Origin of the sequence: Francisella sp. XLW-1, assembly GCF_008711455.1 — a bacterium.
GTDB lineage: Bacteria > Pseudomonadota > Gammaproteobacteria > Francisellales > Francisellaceae > Francisella > Francisella salimarina.
In genome coordinates this window covers 311,811-334,979 of sequence record NZ_VXKP01000004.1, presented here as the reverse complement: position 1 = coordinate 334,979, position 23,169 = coordinate 311,811, and the positions used below count along the sequence as shown (strand labels likewise).

Genomic DNA, 23,169 nt, shown 5'->3' with positions numbered 1-23,169 from the left:
CTAGTGATAAAAAATAAAAAGAATAATAGAAAGGTAGTATGACGTATATTAACGCTTAGAGAACTGTCTTCTTCTACGAGCTTTTCTAAGACCAAATTTCTTACGCTCAACTTTACGTGGATCACGAGTCACAAAGCCTGCTTCACGAAGAGCTGGTTTTAAATCTTCATCAAATTCGATAAGAGCTCTAGTAACACCTAAGCGAATAGCACCAGCTTGACCTGTAGTCCCACCACCTTTTACAGTTACTTTAAAATCAAAGCTATCAGTGTTGTTAGTTAACTCTAAAGGTTGTTTTACAACCATGCAATCTGTTTCACGACATAAGTACTGTTCTAATGGAAGTCCGTTTACGATGAATTGACCAGTACCTTTTTTCATAAATACACGAGCTACAGAGCTTTTGCGACGACCTGTACCATAATTATATTCTGACATTTTTACCATCCTTTATTAAATATTGTGAGCTTGAGGTTGTTGAGCTGTATGTGGGTGATTTTCACCAGCATAAACTTTTAACTTTTTGTACATAGCACGTCCAAGAGGAGTTCTAGGAAGCATGCCTTTAACAGCTTTTTCAATAGCTCTTTCTGGATGAGTTGCAATTAGCTTCTCAAAAGAGATTGATTTGATACCGCCAATATATCCAGTATGGTGGTGGTAAATTTTGCCTTTTCTTTTGTTACCAGTTACAGCTACTTTTTCAGCATTGATGATAATAACATAATCACCAGTGTCCATGTGAGGAGTATATTCTGGTTTATTTTTACCTCTTAGGATCATTGCTACTTCTGTAGCTAGACGACCTAAAGTTTTATCTGTAGCATCAATCAAAAGCCACTGTCTTTTGATGTCTGATGGTTTTGCAGTAAACGTTTTCATCTTTTTTCCTTTATTTTATTGTTGTCAATTACTCAGTTTTTGCAAAAAATTCTTAATTTTGTGAACAGATACAGTTCACCACACTTTAAAAATTTAAGCGGTCTATATGGTACACTGTCTATGTGAGATAAGCAAATAAAATTGATACAGAAAAATTATATATAGCTTATTTTGTATCTGGCCACCTCCAATTTGGAGTATTCAGGAGATTTTGTCCAATAATTTTAGTTTGTCCAAGTTCTTTCTCTATTTCAATTATGCTATGGGTTGGTAGTTGTCTTAGATATTTTATGAGTTCTTTAGAGTGTGAGATTACCCAAATTTGAGTTTTAGTAGATGCTTTTGCAATTAGTCTTGCAAGAGGAGGTATCAAGTCAGAATGTAAGCTCGTCTCAGGTTCATTTAGAACCATAAGTTCAGGAGGTCTTGGAGTGAATAGCGCAGCTGTTAATAATAAGTATCGTAGTGTTCCGTCAGAAAGTTCACAAGCGGATAGCGGGCGAAGTAGACCGTGTTGACTTAGCTCTGTAATGAATTGCCCATCAGCATGTTTTCTGATATTTAGATTACTACCTGGGAAAGCATCTTCGATAGCTTCATTTAGAGATTGTTGGTCTCCAATGTCAATAATAGTCTGCAGTGCTGAGGCAAGATCGTGGCCATCATGACTTAGTACTGTTGTAAGAGTGCCTAATTGAGGAGCCCGTACTGGAGCATCAATATCTGTGCGAAAGTGATCGTAAAAACGCCATTGTTTGATTTTCTCTCGTAGGGTTATAATTTCAGGTGTTTTATCAATATACGAAGCTTGAGTAAATATACTTTCATATTTAGGACAGTGTTGCTCGATGACTTGCCATTGTCTTTGTTCTCGGATCTTTATGATATGACTATCTCTATCGACCAGGGTGCTTGGATGCTTATAATTTTCACCAACCCAAATTGTTTCACGCTTGATTTCGGCATCTAGAGAAAAAGAAGTTGCAGTTAGCGGGCCTGGGTAGCCGAGAGAAATAGCATAGCCAAATGTTTCATCACTAAACCCTAAGCGTAGACGAGGTTCTTTTTGTTTGGGTCCTCCTTGTATTGGAATTTTACCTTCAAGCATTTCTTTGGAAATTTTTTCAGGACCTGCCCAAAATGTTGTGGGTAGACCACCTTCCTTAGCAAGTGAGTTTACTACACCCCCTTGAGCTGTTTCTGCTAGTAGTCTCAAAGCTTTGTATAGATTTGACTTACCGCTTGCATTAGCACCAGTTATAATATTTAGTTGTGATAATGGTATTACTAGGTTTAATAATGAACGATAATTGTTGACAGCAAGGGTTTTTATCATTGGTTTGTGGCTCCTAGAGCTGAGTATGATTTAGCTCATTCTTTTTGAGAGCAGATTAATCTATCGGCTTCTTTGTTTGACCTTCTAATACAGTTTTCAATTGCTAATCTATCAAAAAAATTACCTGTAATATATAAGTTAGATAATTGAGAAAGCTCTTTTTCTAAATCCTGTAGGAAAGTGCTATGATTACGATGATAGCAGGGTAATGTGTTTTGTTTTGTATATGTATGGAGAATATCTTCGTCAGTTATATTTAGAAGTTTTGTGATTTTATATGTTAACTCTTTTTGAGAGTAATTACCTTTACAATGAAATACTATAGCTCTGTAGTTGGGGTTATCGACGACGTCACGGGAGACGGCTGAGAAAAAGAACTGTTCTTTACCAATTAAGCCAGCAATACTTTTAATATGTTTTAATGATTCTTTATTAGTAACAATTCCTATACTTGTTAGGTTTGACATGACAGGTCGGTATTGATGTTTTGCTATATTTGGTAGTATATCTTCTAGTAACGACTCAGTTACATTCCATGGTGTTGCAATACATAAGTTATCACAGTGATAACTATTAGCACTGTCTGTTTCAACTATCCATGTATCTTGTTTTGAAATCTTGATAACTTTTTCTTTGATAATTTTTTGTTTTTGATTATTAAATAATTCAGATAAGCCATTTTTGAATGTGAAACTTCGTGGTAAAGAAGTATCTCTATCATATTTTTTAAATAGGTATTCCATTGGGAAGTTTTGGCTATTTTGAGATAATACAGCATCAAAACAAAACTTTAATGTTCGGTTGTAATTTTTTTTGCCAAATAGCTTTATTGCATATTCGCTAACAGTTTTATCTTCTTTTGAGATATTTCTATTCTTTAAGAAACTAAAAGCAGCCGTAAAAGGATTTATATTAGTAAAAATACTTTGAATTTTATTATTAGGCTGTACAAATAGGAACGGAGCTTTTTTCCTTGATTGAATGTTTTGTTCAAGAGAGTTATTACAAATATAGTCTATAGTTTCGTTATAAGAGTTGTATATTGTATGTGCCCCCATCTCAAACCAAAAGTCTTTATATCTTTGTGAGTCTATACAACCTCCGATACTATCTGACTCAAATATGCAGCTTTCAATGTTTGCTTTAGATAGTTTTTGTGCAAGAGATATGCCTGAGATACCAGCACCAATAATTATAGTATCAAAATGTTTAAGATTATTCATTTGGTAACAGAATCCATAGTTTACCTTGATTGTTCATGTGTCCAGCGTTAAATTCAGCCTGTTGGCCATGCCCCCAGAATACATCACCTCGTATAGGACCTCGAATTGCTCCTCCCGTATCTTGAGCTATCATTAATCTATCAAGTGGTTTAGTGTCATGATGGTTATCTTCGTAGTAATCGGTTTCTAGCCAAAGAGGAACTCCATACAAATAGTATCTGTCATCAACGGCTAAAGAATAACCAGGAGTTAATTCAACATCTTGAGCACCAACCGCATTCTTGCGATCTACATATCTAAAGAATACAAAAGAGGGATCATAATTTAGAACTTCATCCATTTTACTTTTATTCTTTCTTAGCCACGCTTTAATTGCTTGCATTGACATCTCATCTCTACTCATATAGCCATTATCGAGCAGATACCTTCCAATCGGTTTGTATTCATGTCCATTTTGACTATCGTAACCAACTAAGATATCACCACTATCTGTTTCTATTCTTCCAGAACCTTGAATTTGTAGGAATGTTCTATCAACTTTCGATTTCACCCATACCAAAACATCTTTTTTTGTTAGCAGGTTACCATTTGATATTTCTGCGCGCGTGTAGTAAGGAACAAATTTGCCATCCTTGTATCTGCCAAAAGCAAAAGAATCATCACCTTTAGATTTTTTAATTAAGTCATTGGGAGTTCTATATATAGGTATAGTGTATTGTAGAGTTTTTACTAAACTACCCTTTATGGTAGGTTCGTAGTATCCGGTGAATGTTCCAGTATCTTTATTTTTATATACTATTTGGTATGGGGTGAAGTTCTGCTCAAAAAATGCTTTAGCTTCATCTTCTGTTTTTATTTTAGCATTTATTACTCTATTACAAATGTTTATCCAATTTGCATATTCTGACTTGTTTTCATCAATTATTTTTACACATGACTTTTTAAATGTATTAAAAGATATAAGATGGTTGTTAGAGTTCCAATTATTTAAGTCATTGAAAGTTGCTTTTTTATAATCAACCTTATCAGAGTATTTTTTAGATAGATAGCGCTGCGCTGTTATATTGGTACAACTACTTATGAGAATTAGAAGAGTTATAACACCTATTTTTTTAAAACTCTCTTTTACTTTTTTAATATTCATAATAAAAAATGCCAATAATTTCTTGAAAATATAAAAATAACCACTATGTATAAAAACATCTAACAAATTGTAGTATTAACAAGATCAAAAGAAAAGGTTGTTTTATGGGTAAAGAAGAAAAAAATAATACAGAAGATAAGGTTCTAGATAACGCAGAAGAAGTGAATCAGGATTCTTCTAATAATTCTGTTGAAGAAATATCTATTGAAGAGCAACTAGACAAAGTAAAAGATACGATTAAGGAATTAGAGGGAACTTGCGATTCTTTTAAAGATGAAGCTTTGAGAGCTAAAGCAGAGATGGAGAATATTCGTAAGAGAGCCGAAAGAGATGTATCTAATGCTCGTAAATTTGGCATAGAAAAATTTGCTAAGGAACTTTTGCCTGTAATTGATAGTATTGAACAAGCTCTAAAGCATGAGGTTAAGCTTGAAGAAGCTATAGCAATGAAAGAGGGGATTGAGCTAACATCTAAAATGCTTGTGGATATCCTTAAGAAAAATGGCCTGGAAGAGCTAGATCCAAAAGGCGAAAAGTTTGATCCCAATATTCATGAGGCTATGGCTATGGTTCCTAATCCGGAGCTTGAAGATAATATTATTTTTGATGTATTTCAAAAAGGTTATATGTTGAATGGTCGTGTAGTTAGAGCTGCTAAAGTAGTTATAGTAAAAAATTAAAAAAAATACTTGAAAAGCTAATAGATATACCCATCTATAAGTCGAGATTGAAAAAAGTTTAAAAAATAAAATTAAAATAATACAGGAGAATTTTCATGGGAAAAATTATAGGAATAGATTTAGGTACTACTAACTCTTGTCTTGCTATCATGGATGGTAAGAATGCTAAAGTTATAGAAAATGCTGAAGGCCATAGAACTACACCATCTGTTGTTGCATACACAGATGGAGGAGAAATTTTGGTAGGTCAGGCAGCTAAAAGACAGGCTGTAACAAATCCTGATAATACATTCTTTGCAATCAAGAGACTAATTGGTCGTAAGTATGACGACAAAGTCGTTCAGGATGATATTAAGAAGAAAGTACCTTACGCGGTAGTTAAAGCTGATAATGGAGATGCTTGGGTTGCTACTAAAGAAGGCAAAAAAATGGCTCCACCACAAGTTTCTGCAGAAGTTCTAAGAAAAATGAAAAAAACTGCAGAAGACTATCTGGGTGAGTCAGTTACAGAAGCTGTAATTACAGTGCCAGCATATTTCAATGATAGTCAAAGACAAGCGACAAAAGATGCTGGTAAAATAGCAGGTCTTGAAGTAAAAAGAATCATTAACGAGCCTACAGCTGCTGCGCTAGCATATGGTGTAGACTCTAAGAAAGGCGAGCAAACTGTAGCGGTATATGACCTAGGTGGTGGTACATTCGATATTTCAATTATTGAGATTGCTGATGTCGACGGTGATAACCAAATCGAAGTATTATCAACAAATGGTGATACTTTCTTAGGAGGTGAAGACTTTGACGTTGCCTTAATGAACTACCTAATTGATGAGTTCAAAAAAGAGCAAGGTATAGATCTTCATAATGATAAGCTTGCTTTACAAAGAGTAAGGGAAGCAGCTGAAAAAGCTAAGGTGGAATTATCTTCAGCTCAGCAAACTGATGTTAACCTACCATATATTACAGCAGATGCTACTGGACCTAAGCACTTAAATATTAAAGTGACTAGAGCTAAGTTTGAGTCTTTAGTTTCTGACTTAGTAGTTAGATCTTTAGAGCCTTGTAAAAAAGCTCTTGAAGATGCTGGTTTAAGCAAATCTGATATTACAGAAGTACTATTAGTGGGTGGACAAACTCGTATGCCTCTAGTACAAGAAAAAGTAAAAGAGTTCTTTGGCAAAGAGCCACGTAAAGATGTAAACCCTGATGAAGCTGTAGCAGTTGGTGCAGCTATCCAAGGTGGTGTACTTTCTGGTGATGTTAAAGATGTACTATTACTTGATGTAACTCCTTTGTCTGTAGGTATTGAGACTATGGGTGGTGTGATGACTAAGCTTATTGAGAGAAATACAACGATTCCTACTAAGAAGTCACAAGTATTCTCTACAGCTGAAGACAATCAGCCGGCAGTAACTATACATGTTCTTCAAGGTGAGCGTGAAATGGCCTCTGCGAACAAGTCTTTAGGTAGGTTTGACTTGGCAGATATTCCACCAGCACCACGTGGTATGCCACAAATTGAGGTAACATTTGATGTGGATGCAAATGGTATAATGAATGTATCTGCAAAAGATAAAGCTACAGGTAAAGAGCAAAATATTGTGATTAAATCTTGTGGTGGTATATCTGAAGAAGAAATCGAAAAAATGGTACAAGATGCAGAAGCTAATGCTGAATCAGATAAAAAGTTCCATGAATTAGTATCTGCGAGAAACACAGCTGATAATCTAATCCATAGCTCTAGAAAGGCTATTGCTGAGTTAGGTGAAAAAGTAACTGTAGAAGAAAAAGAAAAAGTTGAAGAAGCTTGTAAGGATCTTGAGTCTGTAATTAAAGGTGATGATAGAGAAGCTATTGAAGCTAAGACAAAAGCTCTAGAGGAAGTATTCTCTCCAATTGCTCAAAAAGCATATGCTGAACAAGCTCAAGCTGCAGGTGCTCAAGGTGATGCTCAAGCCGAAGAGCCAAAGAAAGATGATGATGTGGTAGATGCTGATTTTGAAGATGTTGAAGAAGACAAAAAATAAATAAAATCTAAACAAGTCAACAAAGTGTGGTTTATCCACACTTTTCTTTTTGTTATAATACTCTGTCCAAAATTTTTAGGTTAGGTAAAATGCAACAGAAATGCTATTATGAAATTTTAAATGTATCTAAGACAGCTTCGGGTGTTGAAATCAAGAGAGCTTATAGAAAGCTCGCAATGAAATATCATCCAGATCGTAATCCCGATAATAAAGAAGCAGAAATAAAATTCAAAGAAGTATCAGAAGCTTATGAAATTTTAAGCGATGATAGTAAGAGATCTAGATATGATCAATTTGGTCATGCTGGAGTTAATCAGCAAGGTGGTGCTGGAGGAGCTGGCGGCTTTGGTGGCTTTGAAGATATTTTTGATACATTCTTTGGTGGTGGTACATCACGTGGTTCAGGTAGATCTAGAGCCTCTAGAGGTAGTGACTTAGAGTATACTATTGAGATTAGTTTGGAAGAGGCTTTTTTTGGTATTGAAAAAGAGATAAGTGTACCAAGAATGGAATCTTGCGATAGTTGTGAAGGTACAGGTTCTAAATCTAAAACTAAAACAACATGTCATGCTTGTCACGGACAGGGAACTATTCGTAGACAGCAAGGGTTTTTTGCTTTTGAGCAAACTTGCCCTGTTTGTAATGGTAGTGGTAATAGTATCGCTGATCCTTGTGATGACTGCTATGGTAGTGGTAAAGTTAAAAAGCAAAAAACTATAAGAGTGAAGATACCTGAGGGTGTTGATAACGGTGATAGAATCAGGCTGCAAGGCGAGGGTGATTCTGGATCTGATGGCTCTATGAGTGGTGACTTGTACGTACAGATATTAGTTAAAGAGCATAAAATCTTTGAAAGAAGAGATATGAATCTATATTGTGAAATGCCAATTAGTTTCACAAAAGCTTGCCTTGGTGGTGAGATCAAAGTACCAACTCTTGATGGCGAGGTGGTTCTTAAGGTTATACCCGAAACACAAACAGGTAAAGTTTTTCGTTTAAGAGAAAAAGGAATGAAGTCTCTAAGAGGCCAAAGAAGAGGTGATCTTCTTTGTAAAGTAGTTGTTGAGACGCCTATTCATCTAAATGCAGAACAAAAAGAGCTATTAGAAAAATTTGCTAATAGTCTAGGTGAAGATTACCAAAATAAACATTCTCCAAAAAGCAAAACTTGGTTTGATAACGTCAAAGATTATGCCAAGAAATTTTTTGAATAGTAAGTAGTTTTTATTAGAACTAGTTTCTTCAAATTTTTATTAACATTAGTTATTCTATTAATTTATTTCTCTAGGCTTCTTTTAGGACTTATCCATGTCTGATTTTTGTTGAAGCATAGTAAGTTGTATCATTTGAAAGAAGTTTTATTTTTAGATCATATATTTCACCAGCTTTGCCTTTACCATTATTTTTACGACAATCAATCCTAACAATATCCCAGTCTCGAGCATCACCTATAAATATTTGACTTTTTCCTGGTTCATCGATTTTTTTACTACCATAATCAAAAACATTACAGTTAGCTATTGCAGAGCCAGAAACTATGACGTTGTAATAGCTTTGGTGTTCTATATTTGTTGGAAGGGTACCTAATTTATTAAAGCTTATATCTTGGATATTTGGAGTTTTCTTATCAACATAAAGCTTGGTCATTTTGTAGTTGTTGTCCAGGTGAGCACACGCAATGAGTAACAGTAGAAGAGGAGATATTGTAAATAGTTTTTTCATAATGATTTTTAGATGATTATTTTTAATTATGATATATTAGTTTTTTGATTTTAGTCAAATATAATTTTAGATAAGCTTTATTAAAAATTAGGGGTAAAAGCCATGGATCTTTTATGGTGACTACGATTATGCCAGAAGCTTATTCTTTCGAGAGCTTTTTCTGATACTTCTTTACCGTCTAAGAAGTCATCAATTTCTTTGTATGTGACACCCATTTCATCCTCATCAGTTTGACCTTGCCATAGACCGGCAGAAGGATCTTTTTGGATAATGTTTTTTGGCACTTTTAAGTATTTACCTAGTTCAAAAACTTGAGATTTTTTGAGATTAATAAGTGGTAATATATCTGCTGCACCATCACCAAATTTAGTGAAATACCCCATATACCACTCACATGCGTTATCTGTACCTATAACAATTCTATTATTTTGCTGAGCATAAGCATATAAATACATCATTCTAAGACGGGCTTGAGCATTTCCTTTGATAACATGTTGGCGATCATTTTGTGAGTTTGTAAAGTTAAATGTTGACTCTATAAACGTGTCATAAGCAGGTTGTATTGAAACAGTATGATACTCTATATTAAGATTTTTGATTAGTTCTATTCCATCTTGCATATCTTGGTCTTGATTGTTCTTCGATGGTAATATTAGAGCAGTTGTAGGTAATCCTGTTTTGACTGCTAAAGATGCGGCTACTGCCGAATCTATACCACCACTAACACCAACCACAAAACCTTCAGCAGGATATTTTATACAAGTCTCTTTTAACCATTTTATTAAATTATTAGAATACTGTTCTACAATAAAGTTTTTTACTATTTTCATGATTATATAGCCTTTATTAGATGTTTTTTTTAAATTTGCAGGGATTCTATCATAACAAAAAATATTACGAAATTAATATATATACCTATTTAGAAGGAGTTATTTATCAAAAGCAGGGTTGTTATAATGAGGATCTTTATAGTTGTCTACATTATAGCCAGCACCTAGAGCTTGATATAGGTTAACGATGCTTATTAAAGATTTTAGTTTAGCTTGATTTACTTGCATTTGCTGATATAGAACATTGAGCGTGATACCTGTATATTGAGCTTTACTAATAGCACCTGAACTATATTTTTTAGCAAATATATTCTCTTGCGTTTCAGTTGATTTTAGAGAGATTGTTTGTTTTTTATAATTTTTTTCATTTGCAGATCTTTCAGACAGGGTGTCGTCAACATCTTGGAATGCCTTCTGTAGAGTATTTATATAATCATAGTACGCTTGATAGAACTGAGCTTTTGCTTTGTCACTGTCAGCTAGGATGCTCAAGTTAAATATTGGTACAGCAGCTACAGCTTCAGCAGCCCATGCCCATGCATTCATTGTAGCTAGCTCACCAAGTGCTAAAGTGGCGTTTCCGAAAGTACCTGTTAAATCAATGCTTGGGAAAAATTGAGATCTGGCTAAACCAATATTAGCATTAGCTGTTTCAAGTTTGTATTCTGCAATACCCACATCAGGTCTATTTTCTAGTACTTGAGAAGGCATATTAACAGGAACTTTTACATTTGCATTTATGTCATCAAGGGTTCTTGAAGTCACAATTTTACCCGGATTTCTACCCATCAAAATTTTGAGAGTGTTTTGGAAATGGACTATATCATTTTCGATCATAGCTACTTTCCCTTTTTGAGCCTCAAGTTGTTGTCTTATTATTTCTTCAAGCATTGGGGAAGTAGCTCCAAGTTTGTGCTGGTTTTGGGCATAGTGAAAGAGTAGCTCTAATTGATTTACCATTCTAGTTTGTAATTTTAGTTGCTCTTGAGCAGTGATTAGTGAGAAATAAGCAGCACTGACCTGACTTATAATTGATAGTCTTGTAGTATTTTTAAGGTTGACCTGCATTTTCTTGCTTAATCTAGAGATTTCTCCTAGCTTAAACTGTCTAGCAATATTTATTGTATAGCTGGGGATGATACCTACTAAAGAACCACCAGCAGTTTGAGTGCCAACATTGTTGAGTTGAGGGATACTTGAGTTTGAGTTGATATCAAAGGCTTGAGCTACAAATCCGCCACCACCAACACTTGCCGTGGGTAACCAACCATAATTAGCCTTATTTATTTCAGCGTTAGCTTGGAGAATATTTCCTATAGAAACTTGTAACTTGTTGTTATCTTTTAATGCTGTAGTTATAAGATTATTTAATACAGGGTCGTGAAATTCTCTCCACCATGCAATTTTTGTAAGATTCCAGTTTTTTGTTACTTCAATGTTTTTATCTTGGCTATTCCAAAGAGCAGGAGATTTAACCTCAGGTCTTTCATATTTGGGATTAAAAAAACTACAGCTAGAGGTTAATAATGTTGCTGTAATTAATGTAAATGAAATAAATTTATTTTTTATCATAGTATAGCCACCTACAAAGTATCTACTTTTACTGTTGCACTTGCACCAACCCTTAATGGATATTTAGGATCATTTTTAAGCACTATTTTGACAGGAAAGCGTTGTGTAACTTTAACCCAGTTGCCAGTGGCATTTTCAGGAGGCAGTAGTGAAAATACCGAACCTGTGGCATAACTTATACTATTTACTTTACCAGTGTATGTATGACTATACATATCTAGTTCAATTTTTACTGGCTGACCAGGTTTGATTCTATCAAGATCAGTCTCTTTAAAGTTAGCATCTATCCACCATGTTCTGTTATCGATAAAACCAAATAAAGGTTGCCCTGTTGAAACTAGCTGTCCTTTGTATATTTTTAGGTTAGAAACATAACCATCATCTGGAGCGAAAAGAGTTGTGTAGCTGAGATTTAAGTTTGCGTTATCATAACCAACTTTTGCAGCACTAACTTGAGCTTTAGCTATTTCTACTTGTACAAGAGCTTGTTTAAGAGATGAGTATGCTTCATCTTTAGCTTTTTCGGCTTGTATTTTCTGGTTTATGTATTTTTGAGCATCTTGTAAAGAACCGGCATCTTCTTTATAGAGTTTTATATATCTATCAGCCATACTTGTAGCTGTATCCAGAGATGATTGGGCTTTAGTAAGGTTTGATTTTGCAACACTAACTTGCTCTTGAGCTACGGCTAACTGGCCTTTGGCTTGTATGATTTTTGTATTAGCATTAGCGACTTGTAGTTGATAATCTTTTGGATCTATTTGCACTAGCTTGTCGCCTTTATGTACATACTGATTATTTTGTACATACACCTTTTCAATATATCCTCCAACCTTTGGAGAAATATTAATAACATCAGCTTTTACATAAGCATTATCAGTATTTGGAAAAACTTTATTATATTTATAATATCCATAGATACCAAAAGCTGTTGCTGTGATTATACTTAATCCAATAGCTATTTTCTTAGTTGAAAATTTAGACTCTTTTTTAGTATTAGGGTTTTGCTCTTCTTTTGATGTTTGATTATCAAGTTTCTTTTCTTCTGACATTTTAAATTATTCCTATAATAAAATTAATGCATTGCTGGAACAGCAGCGTCTTTAGGAGGTTCTTTTAGCAAAAATGGTACAATAGCTAGTAATAAGCTAAGAATACCTACAACATAAAAAGAATTGACATAACTCAATAAGCTACTTTGATGTAACACTTGTTGCTTTGCCATGGCCATCGCTTCGGTATTATTGGCTATTGGTAATGTGCTAGTCCAATTTTGAAAACTATCGTTCATATATGAAATATTCTGTGATAGTTCTTGATATGTGGTTTGTTGGTTTCTTGATATGAAAGTTGCTACAAAAGCAGTACCTACCGAACTACCAAAGTTCCTGAAAAAGTTGAATGATCCTGACATATCGCCCATATCTTCATCAGCTACTCCAACGACAAGCACACTCATGAATGGAACGAAAAACATCATCATGCCTAGTCCTTGAATAGCAGTAGTTAAGACTATATCAAATTCACTAGCTGTGGGTGAGAAACTTGCTTGCATTAGACAAGAGGCTCCGAATGTAAGCATTCCTAAGCTTATCGTTGTCCTAACTCCCAGTTTTTTCACTAAAAAATTTTGTGTGATTACAGCACCAAAAATTGCGGCAACTCCTCTAGGAGCTGTTATGTAACCAGCTAAATCAACTGGGTAGCCATATACTTGTTGTAGCATTGTTGGTAAGTACGCCATAGCAGCAGAAAATAATAGTACAAACATAAAGCATAAAAAGCATGCTAAAATGAAATTGAAATTCTTAAATATTCTGAATTTTACAACAGAAGAGTATATTAAACCTCTCCAGATAAAAAATCCTAATGAAACAATCGATATGCTTAAAAGTATAATCATCTCTATAGAAGAGAACCAACCATTGGTATTTCCATTATCTATGAAAAGTTCTAGGCATCCGACACCAATAGCCATAAATCCAAAGCTAATGTAGTCAATTTTGATTTTTTTGATTTTTGTGGCTTCCATCATAAAGAAAATAATTATAAAAGCTACAACACATAAAGGAACGTTTACATAGAAGATCCATTCCCAAGACATATTTTCACAAATAGCTCCACCAAGAACAGGCCCTATGATAGGTCCCATAACGATAACCATACTGTATACAGTCATCATTTTGTTGTATTCTTCATTTCTGAAGTTTGTAGAGATATATGTCTGTGCTACTGATGGTAGAAATGCTCCTCCCATACCCTGAAAAGCTCTAAATACAATCATTTCAGCTAGAGATGTTGATAGCCCACACATGATTGATGAAATTCCGAAAATTACAGATGAAACTAAAGCTACACGCTTTATGCCATATTTCTCTATAATTAACCCTGATAATAATATAAAGATTGCTGCAGTAACAATATATACTGTAGTAACATCAGCAATAGTTTCAACGTTTGCACCAATTGCTCCCATGATTTGAGGTATGGCAACAGCTACAATTGTTAAGTCAACAATTTCAGCTAATGCTAACAAGCTTATTGCTAGTGCAACTATTGTTCTTTTCTGACTCCAGAAGCCAGTGTTTGCTGTATTATCAGTCTGCATAACCTATTATTTTATAGTTAGAATCTTGTTAATATACTATAGCTTTTAGCTATATTACTAAGGAATTTAATTTTACAGTTTATTTTATTGTAGAATTATTGCACAATTTTAGTAATGTATTATAGCATTGTATGGACAATAAATATTGAAAATTGGCCAAAATATTATTGATGAAGAAATATCAAATTATAGTCAATGGCTTGATGGGCCGTCAATAATTGCTATAAAGGGTGGTAATACTTCTGATAGTGAAAATAGAATAAGTAATCAAGAAACTGACTGGCATGAACATTCTCGAGGTAAAATATTTTGTATTGAATCTGGACTAGTACACGTAAGTACGCCTGATGGGTCATGGGTGCTCCCATCTAATAGGGCAGGTTGGATTCCACCTAGTACATCTCATAAAATTCGTATAAGTGGATTAGTAACTGGCTGGGTTATTTTTATACTACCTAGTGTGTGTGAGGAAATGCCGAAAAGCTCTAGGGTTATTCCAATGAGTGAAGTACTTAGAGCACTTGCACTTAGAGCTACAGAATGGGATAAAAAACAAAAGTTAAAAGTAGATCAAGAATATATTACAAAGATTATTTGCAGTGAAATTAGCTCTGCGCCGGAAGAGGCTCTTCACCTACCGATGCCAAAGACTGAAAGGGCTTTAAAAGTTGCTAATGCAATTATTGATAATCCATCAATAGCAACAAGTTTAGAGCAGTGGGCTTCATTTGGTGCAATGTCAGCTAGAACGTTAAGAAGAGTCTTTTTATCTGAAACAGGTCTTAGTTTTTCACGTTGGCGTCAACAAGCTCAGCTAGCACGTGGATTAGATATGTTAGCTAGAGATATATCAGTTACTGAAGTTGCAGATTCACTTGGTTATGCATCACCTAGTAATTTTATAGCCATGTTCCGTAAGGCTTTTGGAAAAACACCAAAGCAATACTTTTCTAAAGAAAATTAATAATATCTTTTATAAAAAGTCTTTTTTTAGTTTTTTGATATCTATTTTACCTGTGTTGTTTTTTGGTAAAGTCTCGACAAAAATACATGATTTAGGGATTTTATAGCTAGCTAATTTTTCCTTACAGTGCTTTATAATATCATCTTCCGTTGCCTTAGAACCTTTTTCTAAAGATATGAAAGCGATTGCTCTTTCTCCAGAAACTTTAGAGTTAACACCTGTTACGGCAACTTCTTTTATGTAATCTAGTTTTAGAATGCATATTTCAATTTCACGAGGATAAACATTAAATCCAGATACAATAATCATGTTTTTTATTCTATCTGATATGGTTAGGCGACCTTTTTTATCTATATAGCCAATATCACCCGTTTTTAACCAACCATCAGTTGTAAAATATAGTTCATTATTCTGTTTATCATTCCAGAAACCATGACATTTTTGAGGTCCTTTAAGCCAGATTTCTCCTTCTTTGTAGCATTCATCTATTTCTTGATTTGTCTCAATATCTCTGATGCTAAGTTCTGTGCCTGGGATAGGATAGCCGCATGTGCCAAAGTAATCATCTTCTGATTCATTAAACTTATTTAGGGCTATAGCTGGAGACATTTCTGTCATTCCATATCCCTCTTTGAGTTCTACACCAGTTTTATCTAGCCAGTGCAAGTATATCTTACGAGAAATAGGCATGCCTCCACTTAGTGAATACTGATATCTTGTCTTATTTATTTTTGCAAAGTCAGGATGTTCTAGCATGGCCATATAAAGAGTATTTAGGCCATTAAAAATAGTAAACTCATTTTTTGACATGGTTTTAATCAAATCTTTTATGTCTCTAGCATTAGGAATCAAAACATTCTTAGCTCCAGCAAAGAAAAAACACAATAAATTCGCACTCAAAGAGAATATATGATAGAGAGGTAAAGCTGTTATTATAACTTGATCGGACATGTCCATATCATGTTTTACCCAAGCCCATACTTGTTGAATATTGGAGGCAAGATTATTGTGAGTTAATATTGCTCCCTTAGGCTTGCCAGTAGTGCCACTTGAGTATTGTAAGCATAGTATATCTTCTTTATCTATATCTGGTTTTTTATATAGTTTTTTATTAGCCTTAATAGCTTTAGTAAATGGGATAAAGATTTTTTTGTTATACTTTGGTTTATCTTTTATTAAGTTTTTCGATACGAAGCCAATAATTTGTTTTTTAGGGAATGGGTATAAATCAGCAATATTTGTAACAATTATATTTTCTAATGAGTTAATATTTAGCTTAGCTTTTTGAATGTGGTGAGCAAACATATCCATGACAATAGCTGCTTTAATATCACAATTATTAAAAATTGATTCGAGCTCATCAGCTTTGTAAAGTGGATTAGTATTTACAAAAACAGCACCAATTTTGATACAAGCGAATAAACAAACTGTAAATTGCAAGCAATTAGGTAGTACAATAGCTACTCTATCTCCTTTTTCAATCTTTAAGTCATTTTGTAAGAAACTTGCTACTCTGGTAGCTAAGTCATCGAGCTTGGAGAATGATAAATTTACATCATGACATGAAACTGCGTCTCTATATGGAAATTGCATAATCGACTTTTCATACATATCAAGGATTGTAAATTGATTTTCTTGGATATTTGCTGGTGCATACTCTGGATAATTTGATATCCAAGTCTTGCTAGAAAAAGTACTCATAGTCAATATTATTTCTAATGTGTTATTAGATATTCTAGCAAAAATAGAGCGTTTTGAAATGATTTTAAGAAATTAAATCTATGAAGGAATATAAGTATGTGAGTGATTGTTGTTATTTTTGTTTAATTACAACGCTAGGAGCATCTGCTCTATGATCGTCAGTTACATCTATTTTTTTAATATATCTATTAAGTATTGGTGTTAAAATAACCATTATAATAGTAACTATTAATATACATATAGCGACATATCCAAATACAGATGTATAAGTATCTAAGCTTTGTTGACTAGTGATATTGTTATCAAATAGAGGTAAAGCTATAAATGATCCGATATATGAAGCTAAATAGGAAGCTACCATTGTTGCAAGGAACCAGAATCCCATAACAAAGCCTGATATCGCTGCAGGACATAGTTCTGCAACCATAGCTAATCCTAGACCAGATATTAATAGTTCTCCAAGAGATGAGGAAGCATAAGTTAGAATTAGCCAGTATCCTGAAATAATCCCATTTGTAGCAAAATATTTTGTGCAATAAAGGATAGCATAGGAAACAAACATAAGAGCTATACCAATACTGAATTTAGTTGCATGAGTCATTTTGCTTTTCTTATATAAAATAGCAAGAATCGGAGACAGTAGCATCAACCAAAGAGGGTTTAAGAACTGGTATTGTGCAGCTGGTACATGCCATCCAAATATAGATAGGTCAACATTGTGTAGTGCAAAAAATGTTAGAGTTGTTGGCATCTGGAAGTACAACGCATAGAAGAATATTGCTTCAATAATTAGTACTAATGCAACTAACATTCTATTTCTTTCGTATGGATTGAGTTTTATCGCTACTTCTAAAAAATAAATAGTAGCAACAATAACAACAATAGCTGTTATTGTGATACATAATCCAGTGTTCGGAAGAATATTTGCTATGAAAATTATAGATATGATGCTTCCAATTATTACATATGCTGCATGAGTAATGTTTAGAGGTTTTTTACCTGGCTCTGATCCTAAGTCTTCAAGATGTTTGAAGAACATAATAAAACCTAGTATGCCTATAAGCAAACCAACACCACAAATTATAAAAGCTTCTGTGTATCCATAGGCCTGAGATATTACAGGGGTTAAGGCCATACACAAAAGACCACCCATATTGATAGCAAGGTAGTAAAGTGTCATAGCACTATTTAAACGACCATCACCCTTATCAAACATTTTTGATATTAAAGAAGAAGGGTTTGCTTTAAATAGAGAGTTACCAACAATTATACCTGCAAATATGTAGTATATTGATTTTTCATTAGCAAAAATGAAGCTTAGGTAAGATAAACAAAGGATCACCGCCCCAATAAGTATTGTACGTTTTGTTCCAAGAACTTTATCACCAATAATGCCACCAACCCATATAAATCCATATGTAAAAGCAAAAAAAGACCCCATTAGGTAAATAGTTTCTAATTCGCTAAGATGTAACTGTTGGGTGAAATATAATGCGATAATCGCCTGAAAACCGTAGAAACCAAATCTTTCCCAGAACTCAATTGCCCAAACTATCCAAAAAGGACGAGATAAGGTATGATAATTTTTATCCATGAATGTACCCTGAAAATTAACAGTATTTAGATACTTAATTAAATCATTACAACAGATGTTTTGCAATAATTATATGTCAGGCATTATATTATTTGATGAAGTTGATTATTGAAAGAATATTTATTGGGGCAGTCTCTGCTTTGAGTATTCTTTTACCTAAATTTATAGTATTGAAATTCTTAATCTTAAAAAAATCCATTTCTTTACTACTAAAACCGCCTTCAGGACCTATGAAAATATTAAATTTATCATTGTCTTTGATAATGCACTCAAAGTTTTTGGGGGTATCTGAATATGGGCAAAGAGTTAAATTAATATAATTATCTGGTAGTTGTATAGTCTTAAGTTCAGTAGGGTGGTGTATTTTGGGTACAAAGACTCTACCGCATTGTTCTGCTGCAGCTATAGCTATTTTGTTCCAACGATCTAACTTTTTATCAAAACCTTTCTTATCAAATTTGTGGTTAGTAAACTCTGTGATAATCGGATAGATATTATCTATACCGAGCTCAGTAGCTTTTTGTACAATAAGATCAAAGTTTTCATTTTTGATAATAGCTTGATAGATATTGGTAATGTAGTCATTTTCATTATGGATTTCTTTTTTTTCTAATACTTGTAATGCTATATTTTTATTAGTTATATCAATGATTTTTGTTTTGTATTGCAAGCCATCACTATTATTAAATAACTCTACAGAATCTGATTTTTTGAGTCTTAGTACATTTTTAAAATAGTTGTAATATTCACCAGTGATTGAGATATGCATTGTTTTTGTTGAAATTTCTGCAAAAAAGCCTCGAATTGTTCTCATAAAGTTAAAATTTGATAGAATACTGTTCTTATTATAAATTCTAAATCATTTAAAGAGTAGGGTATATTTATGGGTATTTTTAATAAAAGTTTTGTTACTAATATTGTTGCTGTGATATTGGCAGTAGCAGGGTGGTACTTTGCTGAGCAGCATATTAAGAATATAGGCTTTTATGCTTTGTCAGGAGCCTTAACTAATTGGATAGCAATATATATGCTTTTTGAAAAAATACCGTTTCTATACGGCTCAGGAATAATTCCCAATAAGTTTGAAAGCTTTAAAAAAGCCATAAAAAAGATGATTATGGAGCAATTTTTCTCTCAACATAATTTGAGTAAATTTCTTAGTAATAATGATATAAAAAAGTATATTGCAGATAATATAGCCGCAAAAATTGATTATAACAAGATTTTTGATAGTTTCGTTGATATGTTAATGAGTAGTAAATATGGTTCAATGATTGATATGTTCTTGGGTGGTAAAGATGCCCTAGAAGGCTTGCGTGAGCCATTTATAAATAAGCTAGATGCTAAGATTATTAACCTTTTAGATGAGATAGATATTGATACTAATAAAATTTCTCAAAAAGCATCTGAGAAAATAGAAAAACTTATTGATAATAGACTAGATGAGTTAACGCCGTTAATGGTAAAAGAAATAATTCAACGAATAATTCGTGAACATTTAGGTTGGTTAGTTGTTTGGGGCGGAGTTTTTGGCGGTATAATAGGATTAGTAGCTAGCTTTATCGCTTAGTTGTCAATAAAGCTTGGATATTATTAGGCATAGTTTTTTGTCGTTTCTCAATTTGCTTGTTTTTATGTTTTTCTTTTTCAAGGTTTTCTAATAACCAAGGTTTTAATTCAGAGAATATATGAACTAAAGCCTTATTTGTCATTTCAGCATAACTATTAGGAGTTATGTTATCACTATCAATTTTATGATGATACTTTATAGTTTTTATATCTGTATAGCCCGTTTTTTCATTTTTTAAATAGAAAGTAATATAGAAGAAGAATTGTTTATTGTCTAAATCTAGTATAGGACCATAAGTGGTGGTTCCGGATAATGTGAACTCTTGTCTGATATTTATATCTTGGAAAGCAAGATTCTTGACAATATTATTATCTAAAATATATTCAAATGTAGCAACTGTAAGCATTTTTGATACAGGTAAAGCCCACTCACTATTTTTAAAGGTGTATAAACGATTACCCTTGATATAGAACATCTGTGTTGATTTAGATGCTTGGGTTTGGATGTTATAGATAAGTAGAGTTGTATTTATATAAGCATCACCGGTATCAGGAAGCTTTTTTGACTCCATTTCTTGATTATAAATTACATATTGTTTTTGTGCAGGTAACTCTAAAGGGTCACCAAATATGGAAAAAGCAAATAATTGAAAGGGTAAAAGTATAGTAAATAATATTATATATTTTTTCATTATTCTAATCCTCATCCTTATGGGTTACACCTCTAACAATTGTCGAAGGATCATATTCCAAAACACTAACTACATTATTAAGCCTAGTTAGAGTTTCTTGTCCTTCGATCATTGTTTCATTAAAGTTCATAAGAGTTCTATTGAAATATATTGATGAATTACTTAGGTTGTATAGAAGAATGTTCAAACTATCTGTAAATTCGTTGAATCTTTGAATATTTTTCTTAGACATCATCTTATTAAACTTACTAGAGATCTCTTCTAGAGATCCAGCAATGCCATTGACTTTACCTAAAATAGTTTCAAGCTGTGATGGCTTTGATTTTATTTCTGGTATTTGCCCTTTTCTTAAGTCAATTAAATCCAAGCTAGTGTTTTTCTCTGAAATGTCTAGTGAAAGCTCAACCTTAGATTGGCCTGTGATACCTACACTTTGTAGAGTTGCTACAGTCTGTTTGTATATGGGAATTTGACTATTTATTTTCATGTAAACACTAACAAGTTTAGGGTTTTCTTTATTTATTGAAATATCAGATACTTTACCAATATTAAATCCCTTGTATGAGACATCAGAACCTATATTCAGTCCAGAAATACTTTTGAAGTTTGTGACAAATGTGGTGGTATCTTGGTTTTTAAAACCTCCCGATAGAAAAAAACCTATAAACACCATTACGAATACCATAAAAATCACAAATAGTCCTGCAATTAGGTTTTTTATACTATTTTCATTCATTATAAGCTCCTAATACTTACCATCATTATGTGAGTCAAAAAACTTCCTGATACTTTCATATTGAGTTTGTTGTGATACGAACTCAACAGTATCATGAAGCATAATCTTTTTTTCATCCATGTATATAATATCATCAACAATATGCCAAATAGTGTTTAAATCGTGAGTAATCATCACAACAGACATCTTAAGCTCTTCTTTTAGATATAAAATAAGATCATCCATAGCCCTAGCAGAATATGGATCTAGACCCGCATTCGGTTCATCCAAAAATACAACCTTGGGATCTAGTACTATAGTTCTAGCTAGAGCGACTCTTTTGAGCATACCACCACTTATTTCTGACGGATATTTATGGAATGCTTCTTCTTTTAATCCTACCATCTTTAATTTGATAATAGCTATATCAGTTAAAATATCTAATGGGAGGTTTGTATGTTGTTTAAGTGGAAATATTACATTTTGTAAGTTTGTTAAAGATGAAAAGAGGGCACAATGTTGAAACATCATACTCATTGTGCTTGATATTGCTTTACGCTTAATCGGATTGTCTGCTAGTTTTGAGATCTCTTGACCTAACAAAAAAATCTTGCCAGAGTATATTGGTTGCAACATTAAAATTTCTCGCATTAAGGTCGTCTTACCACAACCACTAGCACCGATAATACAGCTGATTTTTTCGAAGTGGATATCTAAGTTTAGATCTTTATGAATCCACTCCTTACCAAACTTTGTACTCAAATCTCTTACTTGAATTAGGCTTTCATTCATCTTTTTCTCCTAAGATCCATTTAGACCTACTGCGAAGATAGCATCAACCAGTATTATCAAAAATATTGAGTAAACAACACTTGTAGTAGTTGCTTTACCAACACTTTGGGAGTCCCTTTTAACAGATAATCCTTGATGACAACCTATTCCAGCAATTACTAATGCAAAAAAAGGTGTCTTTAGAAGACCTATATAGAAGTGATTTACATTTACATTGGAAAATAGTCTTTCTATAAACTGTAGTGGTGTGATTCCTGCGATTAGGTCGGCAATAATAATACCACCAGCGATATTAGCAATCATAGCTATAACCGTGAGTACGGGTAAACTGATAACTAGTGCTGTTATTCTTGGTAAAACAAGACGTTGCATAGGGTCTTCACCTATTGTCTGTAGAGCATCGATTTCTTCATTAACTTTCATTATGCCTATTTCTGAGGTAAATGCTGAGCCACTTCTACCAGCAATTATTATAGCTGTGAATAGTGGAGCAAATTCTCTAAATGAGGAGATTCCAAGCATATCAACTACAAATATTTGAGTTCCATACTGCATTAGTAAATTAAGAGGAAGATAGGTTAATACCAAGCCTATAATTAGTGATAATAGTATTACTATACTTAATGCTCTGATTGTAGAGTCGTAGCAAATATTTAGAACAATTGAAAAAAAAGCTTTATAAGGTCTACGAATTAACGTTATGTAACCTAAAAAGATAGCTCCGAGGAAGCTTATGCTTGTTTTAACTTCTGATAATAAGTTATTTGTGTTTTTACCAAGAGTATAGATACTATTGAAAACAACGTTTGATTTATTCGATAATTGTTCCTCAGCAGTAGTTGGGAAGTTTTTAAATACAATATCTACAAGGTTTTTATCTTTCTCATTAGCGAAAATAATATTCTCTTTTGATAAGCTTAGATCCTTTGCTGTTTTGATAATTATATAAGCACCAGCAGTGTCTAATGATGTAACTTTAGTTAAATCAACTTGTTTTATATCGTCTTTATTACGACTTATTTTTTTATCAATGAGCTTAGAGTCAATTTGTTTTAGAGTTAATATACCTTCAAAATAAATAGTATTTTGCTTGATTATTATTTCCATTTATTTTCTGTATA

General features: G+C 33.2%; 22 protein-coding genes. 5 read left to right on the top strand and 17 right to left on the bottom strand.

Going from position 1 to position 23,169, the window contains the following annotated elements:
- Positions 1–48 precede the first annotated feature (48 nt).
- From rpsI to F3D59_RS08135, 5 genes are all read right to left on the bottom strand, one after another.
- Entirely contained in the window at positions 49–438 is a 390-nt protein-coding gene (rpsI, locus tag F3D59_RS08155; protein ID WP_013922801.1) for a 30S ribosomal protein S9, read from the bottom strand.
- 15 nt (positions 439–453) lie between these two features.
- On the bottom strand, positions 454–882 hold the full coding sequence (rplM, locus tag F3D59_RS08150) for a 50S ribosomal protein L13 (protein ID WP_013922802.1): 429 nt from the start codon (positions 880–882) through the stop codon (positions 454–456).
- Positions 883–1,048: 166 nt separating this feature from the next.
- Positions 1,049–2,218, bottom strand: coding sequence for an AAA family ATPase (locus F3D59_RS08145; RefSeq protein WP_150464475.1), 1,170 nt, complete (start codon positions 2,216–2,218; stop codon positions 1,049–1,051).
- A 35-nt stretch (positions 2,219–2,253) separates the two neighbouring features.
- The gene (locus tag F3D59_RS08140; RefSeq protein ID WP_150464474.1) at positions 2,254–3,441 is read right to left on the bottom strand and encodes an NAD(P)-binding protein; all 1,188 of its coding nucleotides are present in this window, start codon (positions 3,439–3,441) and stop codon (positions 2,254–2,256) included.
- The gene (locus tag F3D59_RS08135) at positions 3,434–4,585 is read right to left on the bottom strand and encodes a murein transglycosylase A (protein ID WP_150464473.1); all 1,152 of its coding nucleotides are present in this window, start codon (positions 4,583–4,585) and stop codon (positions 3,434–3,436) included. The genes F3D59_RS08140 and F3D59_RS08135 overlap by 8 nt, the downstream gene beginning before the upstream one ends.
- Positions 4,586–4,689: 104 nt before the next feature.
- Between F3D59_RS08135 and grpE the strand changes: the two genes are divergently transcribed.
- The 3 genes from grpE (at position 4,690) to dnaJ (ending at position 8,503) form a co-directional block, all read left to right on the top strand.
- Complete coding sequence (gene grpE, locus F3D59_RS08130) at positions 4,690–5,265, top strand: nucleotide exchange factor GrpE (RefSeq protein ID WP_150464472.1); 576 nt, start codon at positions 4,690–4,692, stop codon at positions 5,263–5,265.
- Positions 5,266–5,360: 95 nt separating this feature from the next.
- The gene (gene dnaK, locus F3D59_RS08125; RefSeq protein ID WP_150464471.1) at positions 5,361–7,289 is read left to right on the top strand and encodes a molecular chaperone DnaK; all 1,929 of its coding nucleotides are present in this window, start codon (positions 5,361–5,363) and stop codon (positions 7,287–7,289) included.
- A gap of 89 nt (positions 7,290–7,378) precedes the next feature.
- Entirely contained in the window at positions 7,379–8,503 is a 1,125-nt protein-coding gene (dnaJ, locus tag F3D59_RS08120) for a molecular chaperone DnaJ (RefSeq protein ID WP_150464470.1), read from the top strand.
- 88 nt (positions 8,504–8,591) lie between these two features.
- Here dnaJ and F3D59_RS08115 read toward each other — a convergent pair whose 3' ends face one another.
- From F3D59_RS08115 to F3D59_RS08095, 5 genes are all read right to left on the bottom strand, one after another.
- A complete protein-coding gene (locus F3D59_RS08115; RefSeq protein ID WP_150464469.1) occupies positions 8,592–9,011 on the bottom strand; it encodes a hypothetical protein in 420 nt (139 codons plus the stop codon).
- A gap of 80 nt (positions 9,012–9,091) precedes the next feature.
- Positions 9,092–9,841 carry an NAD(+) synthase gene (nadE, locus tag F3D59_RS08110; protein ID WP_150464468.1) on the bottom strand — a complete coding sequence of 250 codons (750 nt, stop codon included), beginning with the start codon at positions 9,839–9,841 and terminating at the stop codon, positions 9,092–9,094.
- A 99-nt stretch (positions 9,842–9,940) separates the two neighbouring features.
- Positions 9,941–11,413 (bottom strand): TolC family protein, encoded by a 1,473-nt coding sequence (locus tag F3D59_RS08105; protein WP_150464467.1) that lies wholly within the window; start codon positions 11,411–11,413, stop codon positions 9,941–9,943.
- Between the two features lie 11 nt (positions 11,414–11,424).
- A complete protein-coding gene (locus tag F3D59_RS08100) occupies positions 11,425–12,465 on the bottom strand; it encodes an HlyD family secretion protein (RefSeq protein WP_013922812.1) in 1,041 nt (346 codons plus the stop codon).
- A 23-nt stretch (positions 12,466–12,488) separates the two neighbouring features.
- Positions 12,489–14,021: an MDR family MFS transporter gene (locus tag F3D59_RS08095; protein WP_150464466.1), complete on the bottom strand. Its 1,533-nt coding sequence runs from the start codon at positions 14,019–14,021 to the stop codon at positions 12,489–12,491.
- 142 nt (positions 14,022–14,163) lie between these two features.
- Between F3D59_RS08095 and F3D59_RS08090 the strand changes: the two genes are divergently transcribed.
- Positions 14,164–14,985: an AraC family transcriptional regulator gene (locus F3D59_RS08090; protein ID WP_150464465.1), complete on the top strand. Its 822-nt coding sequence runs from the start codon at positions 14,164–14,166 to the stop codon at positions 14,983–14,985.
- Between the two features lie 9 nt (positions 14,986–14,994).
- Here the strand turns inward: F3D59_RS08090 and F3D59_RS08085 are convergent, their stop codons facing one another.
- From F3D59_RS08085 to F3D59_RS08075, 3 genes are all read right to left on the bottom strand, one after another.
- Positions 14,995–16,686: a long-chain-fatty-acid--CoA ligase gene (locus F3D59_RS08085; RefSeq protein WP_150464464.1), complete on the bottom strand. Its 1,692-nt coding sequence runs from the start codon at positions 16,684–16,686 to the stop codon at positions 14,995–14,997.
- A gap of 112 nt (positions 16,687–16,798) precedes the next feature.
- The gene (locus F3D59_RS08080; RefSeq protein WP_150464463.1) at positions 16,799–18,280 is read right to left on the bottom strand and encodes an oligopeptide:H+ symporter; all 1,482 of its coding nucleotides are present in this window, start codon (positions 18,278–18,280) and stop codon (positions 16,799–16,801) included.
- Between the two features lie 88 nt (positions 18,281–18,368).
- On the bottom strand, positions 18,369–19,094 hold the full coding sequence (locus F3D59_RS08075; RefSeq protein WP_149368520.1) for a 16S rRNA (uracil(1498)-N(3))-methyltransferase: 726 nt from the start codon (positions 19,092–19,094) through the stop codon (positions 18,369–18,371).
- 69 nt (positions 19,095–19,163) lie between these two features.
- Here F3D59_RS08075 and F3D59_RS08070 point away from each other — a divergent pair, with 69 nt between their 5' ends.
- Entirely contained in the window at positions 19,164–19,850 is a 687-nt protein-coding gene (locus tag F3D59_RS08070) for a DUF445 domain-containing protein (RefSeq protein ID WP_150464462.1), read from the top strand.
- On the opposite strand, the gene F3D59_RS08065 is transcribed toward F3D59_RS08070, so the two are convergent.
- The 4 genes from F3D59_RS08065 to F3D59_RS08050 are packed head-to-tail and all read right to left on the bottom strand — an operon-like array spanning position 19,840 to position 23,155.
- The gene (locus tag F3D59_RS08065) at positions 19,840–20,541 is read right to left on the bottom strand and encodes a hypothetical protein (protein WP_150464461.1); all 702 of its coding nucleotides are present in this window, start codon (positions 20,539–20,541) and stop codon (positions 19,840–19,842) included. The genes F3D59_RS08070 and F3D59_RS08065 overlap by 11 nt on opposite strands.
- Before the next feature lie 4 nt (positions 20,542–20,545).
- Positions 20,546–21,277, bottom strand: coding sequence for an MlaD family protein (locus F3D59_RS08060; RefSeq protein WP_150464460.1), 732 nt, complete (start codon positions 21,275–21,277; stop codon positions 20,546–20,548).
- 9 nt (positions 21,278–21,286) lie between these two features.
- Positions 21,287–22,048 (bottom strand): ABC transporter ATP-binding protein, encoded by a 762-nt coding sequence (locus tag F3D59_RS08055; protein WP_146421928.1) that lies wholly within the window; start codon positions 22,046–22,048, stop codon positions 21,287–21,289.
- A 9-nt stretch (positions 22,049–22,057) separates the two neighbouring features.
- Positions 22,058–23,155, bottom strand: coding sequence for an MlaE family ABC transporter permease (locus F3D59_RS08050; RefSeq protein WP_013922822.1), 1,098 nt, complete (start codon positions 23,153–23,155; stop codon positions 22,058–22,060).
- Positions 23,156–23,169 lie beyond the last annotated feature (14 nt).